Annotated in this window: 21 protein-coding genes; 17 read left to right on the top strand and 4 right to left on the bottom strand. The window is 64.1% G+C overall.

The window, feature by feature from the left end; translation table 11 throughout:
• Positions 1-20: 20 nt before the first annotated feature.
• Entirely contained in the window at positions 21-1,082 is a 1,062-nt protein-coding gene (gene pstA, locus HB677_RS13630) for a phosphate ABC transporter permease PstA (RefSeq protein ID WP_255546613.1), read from the top strand.
• Between the two features lie 30 nt (positions 1,083-1,112).
• Positions 1,113-1,892, top strand: coding sequence for a phosphate ABC transporter ATP-binding protein PstB (pstB, locus tag HB677_RS13625; protein WP_213816275.1), 780 nt, complete (start codon positions 1,113-1,115; stop codon positions 1,890-1,892).
• 87 nt (positions 1,893-1,979) lie between these two features.
• On the opposite strand, the gene HB677_RS13620 is transcribed toward pstB, so the two are convergent.
• From HB677_RS13620 to HB677_RS13605, 4 genes are all read right to left on the bottom strand, one after another.
• Positions 1,980-2,693 carry an anti-sigma factor gene (locus HB677_RS13620; RefSeq protein ID WP_307852597.1) on the bottom strand — a complete coding sequence of 238 codons (714 nt, stop codon included), beginning with the start codon at positions 2,691-2,693 and terminating at the stop codon, positions 1,980-1,982.
• A 158-nt stretch (positions 2,694-2,851) separates the two neighbouring features.
• A complete protein-coding gene (locus HB677_RS13615; protein WP_213816273.1) occupies positions 2,852-3,454 on the bottom strand; it encodes a sigma-70 family RNA polymerase sigma factor in 603 nt (200 codons plus the stop codon).
• Between the two features lie 427 nt (positions 3,455-3,881).
• Positions 3,882-4,511 carry a DNA-directed RNA polymerase subunit beta gene (locus HB677_RS13610; protein WP_213816272.1) on the bottom strand — a complete coding sequence of 210 codons (630 nt, stop codon included), beginning with the start codon at positions 4,509-4,511 and terminating at the stop codon, positions 3,882-3,884.
• Positions 4,512-4,657: 146 nt separating this feature from the next.
• Entirely contained in the window at positions 4,658-4,948 is a 291-nt protein-coding gene (locus tag HB677_RS13605; RefSeq protein ID WP_213816271.1) for a helix-turn-helix transcriptional regulator, read from the bottom strand.
• 135 nt (positions 4,949-5,083) lie between these two features.
• Here HB677_RS13605 and HB677_RS13600 point away from each other — a divergent pair, with 135 nt between their 5' ends.
• The 15 genes from HB677_RS13600 (at position 5,084) to HB677_RS13530 (ending at position 14,910) form a co-directional block, all read left to right on the top strand.
• Complete coding sequence (locus tag HB677_RS13600; RefSeq protein WP_213816270.1) at positions 5,084-5,299, top strand: hypothetical protein; 216 nt, start codon at positions 5,084-5,086, stop codon at positions 5,297-5,299.
• 312 nt (positions 5,300-5,611) lie between these two features.
• Positions 5,612-6,355 (top strand): hypothetical protein, encoded by a 744-nt coding sequence (locus HB677_RS13595; protein ID WP_213816269.1) that lies wholly within the window; start codon positions 5,612-5,614, stop codon positions 6,353-6,355.
• Positions 6,348-6,542, top strand: coding sequence for a hypothetical protein (locus HB677_RS13590; RefSeq protein WP_213816268.1), 195 nt, complete (start codon positions 6,348-6,350; stop codon positions 6,540-6,542). The genes HB677_RS13595 and HB677_RS13590 overlap by 8 nt, the downstream gene beginning before the upstream one ends.
• Positions 6,542-6,781, top strand: a complete 240-nt coding sequence (locus HB677_RS13585; RefSeq protein WP_213816267.1) for a hypothetical protein — start codon at positions 6,542-6,544, stop codon at positions 6,779-6,781. Before HB677_RS13590 ends, HB677_RS13585 begins: the two co-directional genes overlap by 1 nt.
• Before the next feature lie 12 nt (positions 6,782-6,793).
• Positions 6,794-7,792, top strand: coding sequence for a hypothetical protein (locus HB677_RS13580; RefSeq protein ID WP_213816266.1), 999 nt, complete (start codon positions 6,794-6,796; stop codon positions 7,790-7,792).
• A 4-nt stretch (positions 7,793-7,796) separates the two neighbouring features.
• Positions 7,797-8,027 (top strand): hypothetical protein, encoded by a 231-nt coding sequence (locus HB677_RS13575; RefSeq protein WP_213816265.1) that lies wholly within the window; start codon positions 7,797-7,799, stop codon positions 8,025-8,027.
• Positions 8,024-8,908 carry a hypothetical protein gene (locus tag HB677_RS13570; RefSeq protein ID WP_213816264.1) on the top strand — a complete coding sequence of 295 codons (885 nt, stop codon included), beginning with the start codon at positions 8,024-8,026 and terminating at the stop codon, positions 8,906-8,908. Before HB677_RS13575 ends, HB677_RS13570 begins: the two co-directional genes overlap by 4 nt.
• A complete protein-coding gene (locus tag HB677_RS13565) occupies positions 8,856-9,230 on the top strand; it encodes a hypothetical protein (RefSeq protein ID WP_213816263.1) in 375 nt (124 codons plus the stop codon). The genes HB677_RS13570 and HB677_RS13565 overlap by 53 nt, the downstream gene beginning before the upstream one ends.
• Positions 9,230-9,580, top strand: a complete 351-nt coding sequence (locus tag HB677_RS13560) for a hypothetical protein (RefSeq protein WP_213816262.1) — start codon at positions 9,230-9,232, stop codon at positions 9,578-9,580. Before HB677_RS13565 ends, HB677_RS13560 begins: the two co-directional genes overlap by 1 nt.
• Before the next feature lie 8 nt (positions 9,581-9,588).
• On the top strand, positions 9,589-9,936 hold the full coding sequence (locus HB677_RS13555; protein ID WP_213816261.1) for a VRR-NUC domain-containing protein: 348 nt from the start codon (positions 9,589-9,591) through the stop codon (positions 9,934-9,936).
• Positions 9,933-10,928 (top strand): hypothetical protein, encoded by a 996-nt coding sequence (locus HB677_RS13550; protein WP_213816260.1) that lies wholly within the window; start codon positions 9,933-9,935, stop codon positions 10,926-10,928. Before HB677_RS13555 ends, HB677_RS13550 begins: the two co-directional genes overlap by 4 nt.
• A complete protein-coding gene (locus HB677_RS18885; RefSeq protein ID WP_213816259.1) occupies positions 10,925-11,272 on the top strand; it encodes a DUF3263 domain-containing protein in 348 nt (115 codons plus the stop codon). Before HB677_RS13550 ends, HB677_RS18885 begins: the two co-directional genes overlap by 4 nt.
• A gap of 25 nt (positions 11,273-11,297) precedes the next feature.
• Positions 11,298-12,707 carry a ParB N-terminal domain-containing protein gene (locus HB677_RS13540; RefSeq protein WP_213816258.1) on the top strand — a complete coding sequence of 470 codons (1,410 nt, stop codon included), beginning with the start codon at positions 11,298-11,300 and terminating at the stop codon, positions 12,705-12,707.
• Entirely contained in the window at positions 12,704-13,108 is a 405-nt protein-coding gene (locus HB677_RS13535; RefSeq protein WP_213816257.1) for a hypothetical protein, read from the top strand. The genes HB677_RS13540 and HB677_RS13535 overlap by 4 nt, the downstream gene beginning before the upstream one ends.
• Positions 13,105-14,910, top strand: coding sequence for a DEAD/DEAH box helicase (locus HB677_RS13530; RefSeq protein ID WP_213816256.1), 1,806 nt, complete (start codon positions 13,105-13,107; stop codon positions 14,908-14,910). The genes HB677_RS13535 and HB677_RS13530 overlap by 4 nt, the downstream gene beginning before the upstream one ends.
• Positions 14,911-14,938: the final 28 nt, after the last annotated feature.

The raw sequence follows: 14,938 nt of genomic DNA, 5'->3' as shown, positions 1-14,938 counted from the left end.
CTGCTGCGTCCGCTGGAACGATGACCAACTCCCTGACAACGGGGAGGCTGCCCAAGGGCACCATCTGGATGTTGCTGCTCGGAAGCTGGGCGCTGCTCGCCCTCGTCTTCCTCTTCGTGCAGCTCGCCGGTGGGACCACGACGTTCAACCTCGTCGGCGCCATTTTCCTCGGCACGATCCTGTTCGACATTCTGGTCTTCGTCATCTCCTACCTGGTCGAGGGCGTTCGTCGCGCCAAGGACCGGCTCGTCACGTCTCTCGTCACGACGGCATTCATCGTCGCGCTGCTGCCGCTGATCTCCCTGCTGTACACGGTTGTGCTCAACGGTTTCGCCCGGATGATTGAGCCCGGCTTCTTCTCCAGCTCGATGCGCAACGTGACCGACTCCGGCGGAGGCGTGCTGCACGCCATCGTGGGAACCGTCGAGATCACCGCCTTCGCAACGCTCATTTCGGTGCCGATCGGACTCCTGACCTCGGTCTATCTCGTCGAGTACGGCCGCGGCGTCCTCGCCCGCACCATCACCTTCCTCGTCGATGTGATGACGGGTATCCCGTCCATCGTGGCTGGCTTGTTCGCCCTCGCGCTCTTCGTGCTCCTCACCGGCCAGGCGGGCTACCGCTCCGGCTTCGGCGGGTCGATTGCACTTGCCGTGCTGATGATCCCCGTCGTGGTGCGCTCCTCCGAGGAGATCCTTAAGCTGGTGCCCAACGAATTGCGCGAGGCGTCCTACGCCCTGGGCGTTCCGAAGTGGCTCACCATTCTGAAGATCGTCGTTCCGACCTCCATCGCGGGAATCACCACCGGCATCACGCTGGCGATCGCCCGTGTCATCGGTGAGACCGCCCCGCTGCTGATCGTTGCGGGCTTCACCTCGAGCATGAACTACGACCTGTTCAAGGACCGCATGATGACGCTCTCGGTCTTCGCCTACGACCAATACGCGAACCAGGGCCCCAACAGCGCGGACTACCTCAACCGTGCGTGGGCCGCAGCGCTCACGCTCATCCTCATCGTGATGGCGCTGAACCTCATCGCGCGCCTCATCGCCAGATTCTTCTCCCCCAAGCTCGGCCGCTAAAGCGACGTTAGACAGACCCAAAGGAAACCCGTGTCCAAGCGCATTGAAGTCAACGACCTCAACGTTTACTACAGCAAGTTCAAGGCCGTAGAAAACGTTTCCCTGAAGATCGAGCCCCGCACCGTTACCGCCTTCATCGGTCCCTCCGGTTGTGGCAAGTCCACGTTCCTGCGCACGCTCAACCGCATGCACGAGGTCATCCCCGGCGCCTATGTCGAGGGTGAGGTGCTCATCGATGGTGACAACCTCTACGCTCCCGGCGTCGACCCCGTGCTCGTTCGCCGCCAGGTCGGCATGGTCTTCCAACGCCCGAACCCGTTCCCCACGATGTCCATCCGTGAGAACGTGCTCGCCGGCGTCAAGCTCAACAACCGCCGCATGAGCAAGTCCGACGGCGACGACCTCGTCGAGAAGTCGCTGCAGGGTGCCAACCTCTGGAACGAGGTCAAGGACCGCCTGAACCTCCCGGGCTCCGGCCTCTCCGGTGGACAGCAACAGCGTCTGTGCATCGCGCGCGCGATCGCCGTCTCCCCCCAGGTCATCCTGATGGACGAGCCCTGCTCGGCCCTCGACCCCATCTCCACGCTCGCCATCGAAGACCTCATCGGCGAGCTGAAGAAGGACTACACGATCGTCATCGTGACCCACAACATGCAGCAGGCAAGCCGCGTCTCCGACCGCACCGCGTTCTTCAACATCGCGGGCACCGGCAAGCCGGGCAAGCTCATCGAGTACGACGACACCAACACGATCTTCTCGAACCCCACGGTTCAGGCGACCGAGGACTACGTCTCCGGCAAGTTCGGATAGTCACGCATCCATCGACACACCGCGAAAGGCCCCGACGGTAACAACTGTCGGGGCCTTTCGCGTTGGTCGATATGACCGGGTGCTGTACTACGCGACCGGGATCGCGACGATGGGAGCCGTGGTCGGGGCATCCGACCCGCCGTTCGGTTCCACCGTGACGCCGACCGTCAGGCCAGCCGAAGCGGTGCCGTCGAGAACGCGCCAGATCTTGTCAGAACTGTCGGAGTCGAGCAGGCCAGCGGATGTCGCGGCGCCAGCAGCATCGATGTACCAGAGTTCGTACGTCTTGTTGTCGGGAAGCGACTTCACGCCGTTCAGGATCATCGCCGACTTGCCGAGATCCTCCGACCAGACGAGCGTCGCGGTTCCCCCGGTCGAGACCGGGGTTGGAGCAGCCTGCTGCATGTCCGCGGACGAGGTGATCGCCGCGAGCTGGCTCGCCTGCTGTTGCTGGAAGTTGCTGCTGCTCAGGCTGTTGGCGATGAGTCCGCCCGACACGATGATCGCCACTGCGGCCGCAACAGCGGTCAGTGCGGCGACGGGACGGGAGAACCAGCGGGCCTGGGCCTTGCGGGTCACTGCGGTCGGGGCATCCGGCGTCTCCGCACTCGCGGCGGGAGCATCGACAGCCTCCGGGGCGAGCGAGGCTACGGATTGCAGGGTGCGGACCGGGGCGACTTCCCGCGGAAGCTGCGGGGTAGAGGCGATCATCGACATGATGTTCGCCTTCAGAGTTGCCGAGGGCTGCACGGGTTCGACCGCAAGACCAAGCAGCGCAGCTGTATCAGTCAATTCAGTCACCTCGTTTCTTATAGCCTCGGACTCACCCAGTTGAGTCTCAAATTCGATTCGTTCGTGTGCATCGAGCGCGTTCAAAACGTACGCGCCGGTGTTGAGTGCAGGATCATTGGTGCTGGTGGATGTCTCGGGGTTCAGCGGTTCGTCGGGACTGTCATTACTCATGAAGCCACCCCCATCTCATCGCGTAGTCGAATCATGCCGTCTCGCAGGCGCGTTTTCACGGTACCTATGGGAACGCTCAGCATCGTCGCCACTTCACTGTGGCTGTATCCGCCGTAATACGCGAGGGTGACGGCCTGGCGCTGCAGCTCTGTCAGACGCGACATGGCCTTCTCCACCCTTTCGTGTTCGATCTTGATCTCGACCGATTCGGTGACCGAATCGTAGGCCGGGTTGTAGTCGCGGATGCCGACCTTGGTGTCGCGGTCGCGTGACGACTGCGACGCACGGATGCGGTCGACTGCCCGGCGGTGCGCCATCGTGAGGATCCACGTGGATGCGCCGCCCTTGGATGCGTCGTAGCGAGCCGCGTTCTGCCAGATCTCGAGGAAGACCTCCTGGGTCACCTCTTCTGACTGCGCGTGGTCCTTGAGCAGGCGGCGAATGAGGCCGAGCACGCGCGGGGAAATCTGGTCGTACAGCTCCGCGAACGCGGCCTGATCGCCGGTGGCGACACGACCGAGCAGGTCGTCTTGCGTAACCGGGAGCGCGGAACCAAGCTCTTGGTTGCTGTCGGGATCACGGGGCACAAGCTTAAGCATCGCAGGTTCGCCCGGTGCACGCGATCTGAGTCGTTCTCGGTTCGCTCGCGCGGAGGCAACTACCTCGACACGGGAGGGCCTGAACGCCATGGACATGCTAACGATTCGGTGCGGAGAGCCGCCCGGATTGGTTAACGCAGAAACTCTTTAACAGACCTGTGTGCCCGCTGATGGCCTCCACCGGCAGGACGAGAGGGCGGGGCGGATGACCCGGAGGGAAGTAGCCCGGGCCGCAGAACGCCTCTCGGCGCGAGGCCGCTCGAAGCGGCTATTAGTGGAGCCCGGGGTTACTGCGGCCCGGAACAACCATTTTACTCGACTTCGGCCCGAGCTTCACCTCGGGGTCACCCCGGGCGGGTCTCGTGCTGCTACCGAGTCCCCATTCCGGCGGTCTCTCGTTCCCGGCAGGTCCCCACCCGGGGCGGTGCTACTCGAGCTGGTCGGCGCGGTAGAGCCGGGCGCAGGCGCGGAATTCTTCCGCCGTGAGCACCAGGCGGGCGGCGCGGGCGGTGAGCTCGCTCGCTCGGGCGGGGTTCAGCAACTCCGAGTCATCCGCAAGGCTCGTCGCACCCGACGCGGTGATGCGGCAGAACGCGGCGGCGCGGTCCAGCGCGATGGCGAAGTCGCCCACGAAGAGTCCACGCAGAATCTGGTCGGCCAGTTCGGTGATTTCACCCGGGCCGGTGGGGATGGTCGCGCCGACGACCACGGTGTCGATGGTCTGCAGCACCTCGGTGCCACGCTGGAAGAGGAAGCTGATTCCGGTGGGGTCCTGACGGATCAGCACGCGCACGAGGTAGATGCGCCAGAGCGCCCCGGGCAGACTGCGCGGGCTCGAGCGGGCCCAGAGTTCGGCGAGCTCGTCGATGCCGTGCTCATCGGTGTATGCCACAAGGCGGTCGAGCACCTCGGGATCGGTGTTGGTGCGGGCGCGGTCGAGGAGGGCATGCGCGGTCTCGGAGGCGACGCGCAGGATCTGCGCGGGATCGCTTCCTCCCACGTACGTGTCGAACTTGTCGCTGGAGTACTGGGTCGGTTTGTGAAAGTCGTCAGCCATCGCCGTCCAGCCTAGGCGAGACTTCGGCGCCCTACCCGGGAAGTGCCGCGATTGCCGCGCCCCATCCGCGCTGAACGAACCAGCTCGCGAAAGGCACTACATTTGTATGCGCGGGCCTCTAGCTCAGTTGGTAGAGCATCGGACTTTTAATCCTTGGTGTGACTTTTGACTCCACCAGGCCCGCTCGGCGAAGTCTCGCCAATCTCACCGGTCTCGATCCACTCAAGTGGAACGCCGGTCTTCAACGCCCATAGGCGGAGCGTCTGCTTCTTCACGGGAGTGCGACCGCTGGTGTAGTTGCTAATCGTGTTGCGCGTCACACCTAAGTAGTCGGCCATGTCCGTGGTGGTCACGTCGGCGACGTGAAGGGCCTTCCCCAAGCGGTCGGGGAGACCGAACGAAAGCTTGCTGGCGAGGTCGTCGTATGCGATTGACATAACCTGAGCTTCGCACAAGCTTTTGCGAAATGCAATCCGTAACGCAAAAGCTCATGCATCTATTTTAGGACTAATTGGGCACGACCCAAATATTCAGGTTTGCAATACGTTGTGCATTGTGGAATCGTTCACCACATGGCACCTCGCAAAACACCCCTGATCGGATCGGCAAAGACCGCCGATGAGCTCGGCATTGACCGCTCCACCCTCACCCGGTGGGTCAAATCCGAGAAGATCACCCCGGAACTCCGGGGAAGCGGCGCCACCGGCGAAATGTTCTTCGACCCCGAAGTAGTCGCCGCCCTCAAGAAAACGATCAACGACCTCGCAGATGCCGAGTCAGTCGCATGAACGCGCCCATCGCCGCCGCCAGGCACCACGCAAACACTTCTCCTGCCGTCCCCACACAGGTGCTAGAGACACCCAGCGCAGGAGAGACCACCGGCCCAAAGCGCGCTGCAGCTTCCCAGCGCCCACCGGTGGCACCGAGCGCGGGGACTGCAGTGCTGGCAGTCCCCGCGCTCAACACCACACCCCACGGCGGCACCCGATGACCACCGACATCCTCATTTCCGCGATCGCCATCGCGCTCGCCGCGGGCGTTGGTCTCATCATCATTCGCCTCGTGCGGTTCGCCCGCGACAACGGGCTCCAGTGATCACCATGGCCCGCCGACCGATCGTCCCTTTCCGCTGGCGCGGGTATGGGATAGATCTGCGCGCCATCACCGACGCCCCCGACGGCGTCCTGTTCTTCGCCAACGACATTTGCACTGCACTCAACATCAAAGTGCCCTACACGCGCGAGACCCACTGGCACCCCGTCATCAACCGCTACCCCGGGCATCCCGTGACGCTGCCCGACGTCCGCGACTCGCCCGACGGCGACGCCCCCCTGCAGAAGCTCTACACCGCCGACCAGGTGCGCGAGCTCGCCTACGCCAACGCGCAGGACTTCACCGACGCTTTCCTCGAATTCTTCGAGGGGCTGCTCGCCGCGCTCAACGACACTAACGTCACCGAGCTCAAGATCGCTCGCGAACCCGCCGCCGCCGAACTCATCGCCGGCGACACCTTCTCCGTCCGCCGCGCAGCGGGACTCCTCTCACGCGACCCCGTCCTGCAGTACGGCCGCGACAGCCTCTTCTATGTCATGCGTCGCAGCCTCAACTGGATTGAGCGCGGCCCCAATGACGTCTGGGTACCAAAGCCCGAACCCCTCGCCGCCGGCTTCCTTGCCCGCCAGCAGGTCGCCGTCTACCGCGGTAAGACCCTCACCGCCTACCCGCAGATCCGCATCACCCACAGCGGCATGCACGAACTCCACCGCCAGCTCGGCGGCGTCGCAACTCTCGACCTCACCACACCATCACCACTGACCCTGTTGGAGCCGACCACCGATGCGTAACCACCTCGCCCTCAAGCTCCGCACCGTCGTGCGCGGAACCCTCTTCACCGCCCTCCTCCTGTTCATCTGGTACTCGCTCTCACGAGTCCAGGCCATGACCGCAGATGCGCTCCCACTCGCCGGGATCTCAAGCCTTCTGCTGGTGCTCCTCCTGGTCGCTATCTCTCGCAAAACGAGCCGGTCCTAGTGACCGATAGCGACCAGGTCGACGCACCACCACGCGCGCACTGGGAAGACATGATCGCCGACGAAACCCACGCGGTGTTCTGCCTCTTGTGCGGAGAGACCCAAGCGGTTCACGCCAAGACCCCGACCGCCGCATCCGCCCAGCTCGTGCAGCTCGGCTGGGCGTTCTTCACCAACACCGCCGAGAACTACAGCGAGCAGACCGCATTCTGCCCGCGCTGCTCACGCATCAACCGTTAGGAGTCCTCCACCATGAAAGACCTCTATGCCGACGACTTCCCCCACGGCACCGCCAACGGGTATGACCAGGGCTGCAAGGGTGCAGCACAGTGCCTCTACCACGGCTCAACGACGTACCTCACTTGCGTCGAGGCATCCATGCTCCGTCGCGGTGACTACAACGCCGCCAAGCTGCCCAGCAGCCACCGCTTCGAACGACCTACCGTCGCCCCCGTGCCCAAGCTTGCCAAGAGCCGCGTAGAGAAGCCCACCCCCATTCCTGCCGACCCCAAGCCGGCCGCAGTCCTGAAAGAGGTCGCGGTCGCGTCAGCACCGGTTACGGCGCCCAAGCCCACCCCACCCGCCCCTGAGCCCGCGCCCACCGCAGAGCCGGCCATCGCCGAGTTCAATCACGAAACCGCCACCGACGCCCAGCTGCGCAGTCACTACGCATCTGGCTGCCGCCGGCCCGAATGCCGCGAGGCAACCTCTCGCGCGGCAAGGGAACGGAACCAGGCCAAGAAGCTCCGGGAAGCCGAGCAGCTCGCAATCGCTGAGGCTGCGGCTGTCGTCGAAACCACAATCGCAACGGAAGCCGTGGAACCTACGCCCGTGGCCGACTCGGACGAAGAAGCCCCCCGCGCATTCACCGCTGAGCAGTTCGACGTGGCGTCTGCCCACCCGCTCGATGCAGTGATGGCCACTGCGCTCTCAAACGTCGCAGCTCCAATGCTGTCGCAGGACCTTTGGGACTCGGCCATCAACGAGCCGTGGCCAGACATCGACCTCGAGCCGCACTTGTACGCGGAGGCCCGCACCGTAAAGAACCTGGTGGCAGGCGTCACCCCCGACGAACTCACCGAGCTGCGCGAGGAACTCGCCCACTGGCGCATGCGATCCGGGGAACTGAAAGCGGAAAACAAGCGCCTTCGCCAGCAGAACGCCAACGACGTCGAAGACCTCACCACACCCGCACACGTGATCGATCTACCCGGCGCCCGCATGACCATCACCATCGTCGTCGGCGGCTGACCCCGTGAGCACCCCACCGCGCGCCTACGCCCGGCAGTACCAGCCGAAGCGTGACGCGACCCGTGAGGACCGCTGGAGGGTCGCCAAGGAACCGGGCCACAACCCGATGGCATGGTTCGCCACCCCGGTCGAAGACCACGTGATGGCCGACCTCCGCCTCCGACAGAAAAACATCTACTTCGCAAAGTGGAACGACGCTATGCGATTCGCACTACGAAAGGTTTACGGCAAGTGACAGGCGTACCACAGCACGAGGTAACCGCTTCTGACTTCATCATGGTCAGAGCGGCCCTCGTCAAGACCCTCGGAGGGGCGAATAACGCCCTCGTCTGGACGCGCATCCAGTTCCGCTGCTCTACCACCAACGCGCTCACCCACGTCGACGCACAGGGCAACGTGTGGTGGCCAGCAACCCGCGAGGACATCGCCACCGAGACCGGGCTCTCCGCCGAGCAGGTCAAGCACGCCATCAAGCACCTGGTTACGAATGAATTCATCGACACCGAGGAGCACCGTCTGGGCGGAAACTTCGACCGTGCCAAGAGCTACCGACCACTGATCGATACCAACCCAGTCGACCGGGCGAATATCCCCAATGGACCGGGCGAAAACACACCACAGGACCGGGCGAATATCCCCAATGTTCTGTCTATTAAGAACTCTTTAAGAAAAGAACAAATACTTACCCTCATCGAGGATGAGGAAGCACCTCAGATTGCCTCCGTCGACGCTCTCTTCGACGAGTTCTGGAAGGTGTGGCCGCGCAAGGTCGAACGCCTCACCGCCCGCAAGGTCTACGACCGGATCCTCACCAAGCTGCCGGCCCCGGCCGCCGCCGAGCTGCACGTTCGCATCGTCGCCGCGGCCGTCGCCGCCGCCCGCCATTGGGACACCGTCGAGCACCGCCCGCTCGACAAGACGCCCCACGCCGCGACCTGGCTCAACGGTGAGCGGTGGAACGACGAACTACCGGCGCCGGGCACACCACCATCTCCGCCGCAACGGCATCTCACCAATGCCGAAATCGCTTACGCCAACTTCCAAGCCAGATACGGAGAATCCGATGAACGAGATGCAAACCGCGCAGCTCTTGATCGTGGCATCAGCGATCGATAACCGGATCGTCTCCGATCCCGCCATCGTCGCCTGGCACCAGATCCTCCAGGACTTCGAGTACTCCGACCTCTCGGCCGCGCTCACCGAACACCGCCGCTCGAGCACGGAGTACGTCACGCCGGCGCACCTGGTCGCGATCGTCAAGCGCACCCGCCAAGCTCGCGCTGCAGCAACGCCGCTCGAGGCGAGCATGTGCGCCACCCACGAGCACTACCCGAAACCCTGCGACGCCTGCCGGCAGGACGAGCTCGACGGAACGCCGGGCCGCAAGCCAGTCATGGTCCCGCTCGGCACCATCAAGCCGATCGGACACGTGATCTGATGCCCACCGAAGAACCTCTCGACCTCAACGCAATGCTCGACGCCGTGCATAACCAGGCATCGATGGCTCTCCGGAACAAGATCATCCATGACCTCGACTGGGTCGTTCCGCTGAACTGCGAGTACGGAACCGACGCAACCGCCTCCGACACCCAAGTCGGCGAATGCCAGAACCCAGCACAATGGCTCGTCGTTCACCCGTGCACCGAGGTAGCCCGCCGGATCCCCTACGTGTGCACCACCCACCGCAACGAAGCCCTAGCGATCACCAACCCCGTGCGCCTGGTCTGTGGGCACACCGGCCGGATCCGCGAACTGATCCGCTACATCGATATCGAGACCGGCAAATGAGCCTTCCCATGAGCATCAGCCTCGCTGAATACCACGCGATGCAGGCAGAGACGATGAGCGAGAAGCAGTTCCAGGACGTGGTCATCGCCGCCGCCGAACGCCGCGGCTTCCTCGTCTACCACACGCACGATTCGCGCCGCTCACAGGCCGGCTACCCCGACCTTCACCTCGTGCACACCACCCGACGTCGTTCGCTCTTCCGTGAGCTCAAAACGATGAAGGGCAAGACCAGCAAGGCGCAGAACATCTGGCTCGCCGCGCTCACCAACGCCGGCCACGACGCCGGCGTGTGGCGCCCCATCCACTGGTTCGACAAAACCATCGAACGCGAACTCGACCAGGAGACCACGCGATGACTAACACCACCACCCGTCCCCGTGCAGTGTGCCCCGACGATCACGAGCACGGTGCGACTGCCCTCTGCTACCACACCCACCGGTGTGGTTGCACGCCATGCCGCGAGGCTGGAACAGCACGCGAAGCGCTGCGCCGCCGCCAGATTGCCTACGGCACCTACGACAGCGGATATGTTCCCGCCGACGACGCCCGCCAACACGCCCTCATGCTTCAGGCGTTCGGCATGGGCCCCGAGACCATCGCCAAGCACGCAGGCATCAACGTCCACATCGTCGTGACGCTGCTCGTCGGGCACACGCACTACATCAATGGTGTTCCCGGACCGCGCCACCACAAGCCCAAGAAACAGATGCTCCGGCAAAATTCGGAAGCGATCCTCTCGGTTCGCCCCACTCTCGACGCCCTCGCCCCCGGAACACAGATCTCCGCGCTCGGCACGCGTCGCCGACTTGATGACCTCGCTCTCAAAGGATGGTCACAACGACAGCTGTGCGACCACCTGGGAATGCGGTCATCTGCCCTGTCCCGCGTGAACGTCGCCACCAAAGTGACGGCCAAGATGGCGCGCCGAATCGTCGCACTCCACGACGAACTCTGGAATCAAACACCCGTTCACCACACGGACGCTGCGCGCCACGGATCGGCACGCACCATCTTGGCGGCAAAACGCCGCGGCGCCGTTCCCGCGATCGCCTGGGATGACATCGACAACGACGAGAAGCCAGCGAAGGCTGACAAGCCGGTCAAAGTCGACGAGGACGGCAACCCAGTCATCGACGAGATTGCTGTTGAACTCGCCTGCAAGGGAATCGACGTCTCCCTCACAAGCACGGAACGCCGAGTCGCCGTCACTCGCCTTCACGCGATGAAGCTGAGCGACCACGCTATCGCCGCCCGCCTCCACTTCGATGTGCAGACCTCACTCCGGATCCGGCGCGAGCTGAAACTGCCGGCGAACTTCGACCACCACCGCGAGCAGGTGTCCGCGTGAGACGCCACAACGAAGACGAGGCCGAACACGAGCGCCGCCTCGAGCGGATCCTCGCCCCGGCTACGCCTCACGAGAGCCGGTCGCGCAGCAGCGGCGAGACACCAACCATCGCCGCGGTCCTCGCCTTCGAGAACAAGTACCCGACCACCAACGGCACCAAATGGGCCGCGATGTTCGTCACGTTCCGCTACAGCATCGTCCGCTACGTGCAGCTGCTCAACCGCATGATCGACACCCCCGAAGCCCTCGAGCTGGATCCCCAGCTCGTGAACCGCCTCCGCTCCGCACGGGACCGCAAAACCCAGCAGCGCGCCTCACGCACCTACCGACCACCAACCAACTGACCCACCCAAGAAAGGCCGACCAGCCATGACCACCACCACCACCACCGCAACACCCGCTCAGCCCGGCACCCTGCTCCACATCAACCCCGTCGAGCTCGTCGTGGACATCAACGTCCGCGAAGACGCCAACCTCACCCCCGAATTCCTCGCCAACGTCAAGCAGTACGGCGTGCTCTCCCCGATCAGCATCTACTGGCACCCCACCAACAACGCATACATGGTCTACATGGGCCAGCGGCGCACCCTCGCCGCCGTCGAGGGCAAGGTCAAGACCATCCCCGCCCTGGTCATCGACGCCGCCGTAGCCGAAGCCACAGAGCGCATCGCCCACCAGTACACCGAAAACGAACACCGCGCCCCGCTCAAGCAAAGCGAGGAAGCCGGCGTGTTCGTCCAGCTGTCACTCCTCGGCGTGCCCGCAGCACAGATCGCCAAGCGCACCAACACGAAACTCGCCCGCGTCGACGACGCAATCAAGGTCGGCAAGTCCACCTCCGCCACCACCGCGCTCGACGAATTCACCCACCTGCAGCTGACCATCGACGACGCCCTCGCATTCGCCGAATTCGAAGACGACGCCTCCGTCATCGAGAACCTCACCGAAGTACTCACCACCCGCCCTGGTGGATTCGCGCACGCCGTCCAGGTCGCCCGCGACGAGCGACTGGCCGATCAGGCCAAGCAGCCCATTCGAGATGAGATCACCGCCTCCGGCATCACACTCATCGAGCGACCCTCCTACGACGACCCGACCACTCGAACCGTCGAAAGCCTGTACAGCAAAGACGACAACCGGACCCACCTCACCCAGAAGGAGGCGCTGGCCGAAGCGGGCGACTCTCTCCGCGCCTACGTCGCTGTCGAGTACCAGGGCTACAACGAACCTAAGAAGTACTCGATCGGATATGCCGTCGCGAATTGGGCCGAGCACGGCTGGTTCGTGTACAAGGACTCCAGCGGGCCCAAGAAAGGACCGCTAGACCAGGCCGAGAAGGACGCCCGCGCACTCGCCCGTGTAAACGCCAAACTCTGGGTCTCGGCCACGACGGTTCGACAGGACTGGATCAAAGCACTCCTGCAGCGCCGCACCCTTCCCGTCGACTACGCCGTCATCCCCGCACTGTGGTTCTCATCCCTCCCCAACGACTACGGGAACCGCATCACAAATCTCGCGCACGAGCTGCTCGGCCTGGTGAAGCCCGCTGCCCACCCGTACAACGCGCTCAGCCCCCTCGTAACGACCTCACCCGGACAGGCTCCCCACGTTCTTCTCGCGATCGCCGCGGCCTCCATCGAAGCCGGCAACGACGAAAAGAAAGGCTGGGCGACGGTAGATCCGAAGTTCCCGCTGTACCTGCGCCAGCTCTCGTCGTGGGGCTACTCGCTGTCCGAGCTCGAGGAATCACTCGTGAAGAAGGCGGCGATCGCCAAGTGATCATCCGGACAGGCGCCGACGTCGCGACACTGCTCGACCAGGCACAGATCGGCACGTGGGTCGTTCCCAACGAGATCGTTCTGCAGGGCGCGCTCGAGGAGCTGCTCGCCTTGCACAACGTGCCGTGCGCTCGCGAGGTGCGCCTGTCCGATGACATCTCCCGCATTGACATGATGCTTTCCACCGCAGACGATCACGGCCTGCCTGCGCTCGACCTCGGGATCGAAGTGAAGATCAAAGGTTCTGCCGCCGACGTCCTCCGTCAGTTGACCAGGTACGCGAAGTGCCCAGAAATCCGTGAGCTCGTGTTGATCACGACGAAGGCTGTACACACCAAACTCCCGCACGAGATCCTCGGCAAAACGCTGACCATCGTGCCGCTCCTCGAAGGCGGATTGTGAACGATCGTACTTACGGCACCTACGAATACAGGCCGCCGAAATGGGCAGAGACTCGCTCGCGAGGGTGGTGGGTTCTTGATCTGGAGCCCGCCGTCCGCGCGCGTGCGAAGCGCGTCTTTGCCCGCCTCGCTCCGTCACGTTCCACCTCTCTGGTGATGGCCGACACGATCGAGGTTGCACGAGACATCACCTGGTTCATGGAGCGTTTCCCGCTGCTCCCCAAGGATGACCGCTCAGCCCGCTGGCTCGAGCAGGGCGCCGCCGAACACGTGCGCCAGGACGAGCTGATCGGGGCGATCGCAGCCGGCACCTACGAGCGCACCCACGGCGACATGACGCCTACGAAACCAGCGCGTGAGTACCAGCTGGCCGGCATCGATCTGCTGCGCGCGAAGTACCGCATGCTCCTCACCGACGAGGTCGGCCTCGGCAAGACGTTCTCCGGTCTCCTCGCCCTCACGCACAGCGACGCCCTGCCGGCCCTGATCGTCCCGCCCACCCACCTGCCGCCGCGCTGGGTAGACGAGATGAAGGAAGCATTCCCCTGGCTGTCATTCGAGATCGCGAAGACAGGCAAGCCCTCCGCGCGGGTGAAGGCCGGCATGCTCGCCGACGTCACGATCGTGTCCTACTCGAAGCTGCCCGGCTGGGCCCCGGAGATGCAGAACCAGATCCAGTCGGTCATCTTCGACGAGGTGCAGGAGCTGCGCCACGGAGCGAAGACCGACAAGGGCGCCGCCGCGGCGATGGTCTGCGACAACGCCACCTACGTCCTGGGCCTGACCGCCACCCCGATCCACAACTACGGCGGCGAAATCTGGAACATCTACGACATCGTCGCCCCAGGTGCCCTCGGTACACGCGAAGAATTCGCCCGCGAATGGGGCGGCACCGAGATGTCGAACGGCCGCATGACCGTCAAGGACCCGTCCGTGCTCGGCAACTATCTGCGGGAGCAGGGCCTCATGCTCGGCCGCACCCGCGCCGAAGTCGGCCGCGAGCTCCCCGCCACGATCAAGATCTCCCGCCTGGTCGACAGCGAAGGTATCGCCCTCGGCGAAGCGATGAAGGACATCAAGGCCCTCGCCAAACTCATCCTCGACGACACGACCACCCATCAGGAGAAGTTCACCTCCGGCGGTGTCATCGAGATGATCATGCGGAAAGCGACCGGCGTCGACAAGGCACCAGCCGTCGCCGCATGGGTTCGATTGCTGCTCGAGTCCGAAGACAAGATCGTCCTCTGGGGCTGGCACCGCGACGTCTACGACATCTGGATGGAGCACCTAGCTGACTTCAACCCCGTCATGTACACCGGCAGCGAATCCCCGAAGCAGAAGCAGGCCGCGATCGACCGCTTCTCACAACCCCTCACCGCCGCGACCCTGAATCCCGACCCCAACAGCACCACCCCCAACCCGGACTGTCGGATCCTCATCATGTCGCTCCGCTCCGGAGCCGGCGTTGACGGACTCCAGAAGCACGCCCAGGTCGGTGTCTTCGGAGAACTCGACTGGTCACCCACCGTCCACGAACAGGCCATCGGCCGACTTCGCCGCGACGGCATGGGCGAAGAGCCAGCCGTCATTTACTTCCTCAACAGCGCCGAGGGATCCGACCCGATCATCCTCGAAGCCCTCCAGCACAAGCGCCAGCAAGCCGAACCCATGCTCTCCAAAGACGGCAAGATGTTCGCCCCCGCAGCCGCCGACCCCAACCGTGCGCGCCGCCTCGCCGAGAAAGTACTCGGCCTCTCACCCACCAACCCCACCGAACCAACCACCAACACCACCAAGGAGTGACCACCATGTCCACCGCCACCATCACCCG

It is taken from the genome of Glaciihabitans sp. dw_435 (assembly GCF_018449675.1).
Taxonomy (GTDB): domain Bacteria; phylum Actinomycetota; class Actinomycetes; order Actinomycetales; family Microbacteriaceae; genus Glaciihabitans.
This window is presented reverse-complemented; position numbering and strand designations above follow the sequence as displayed.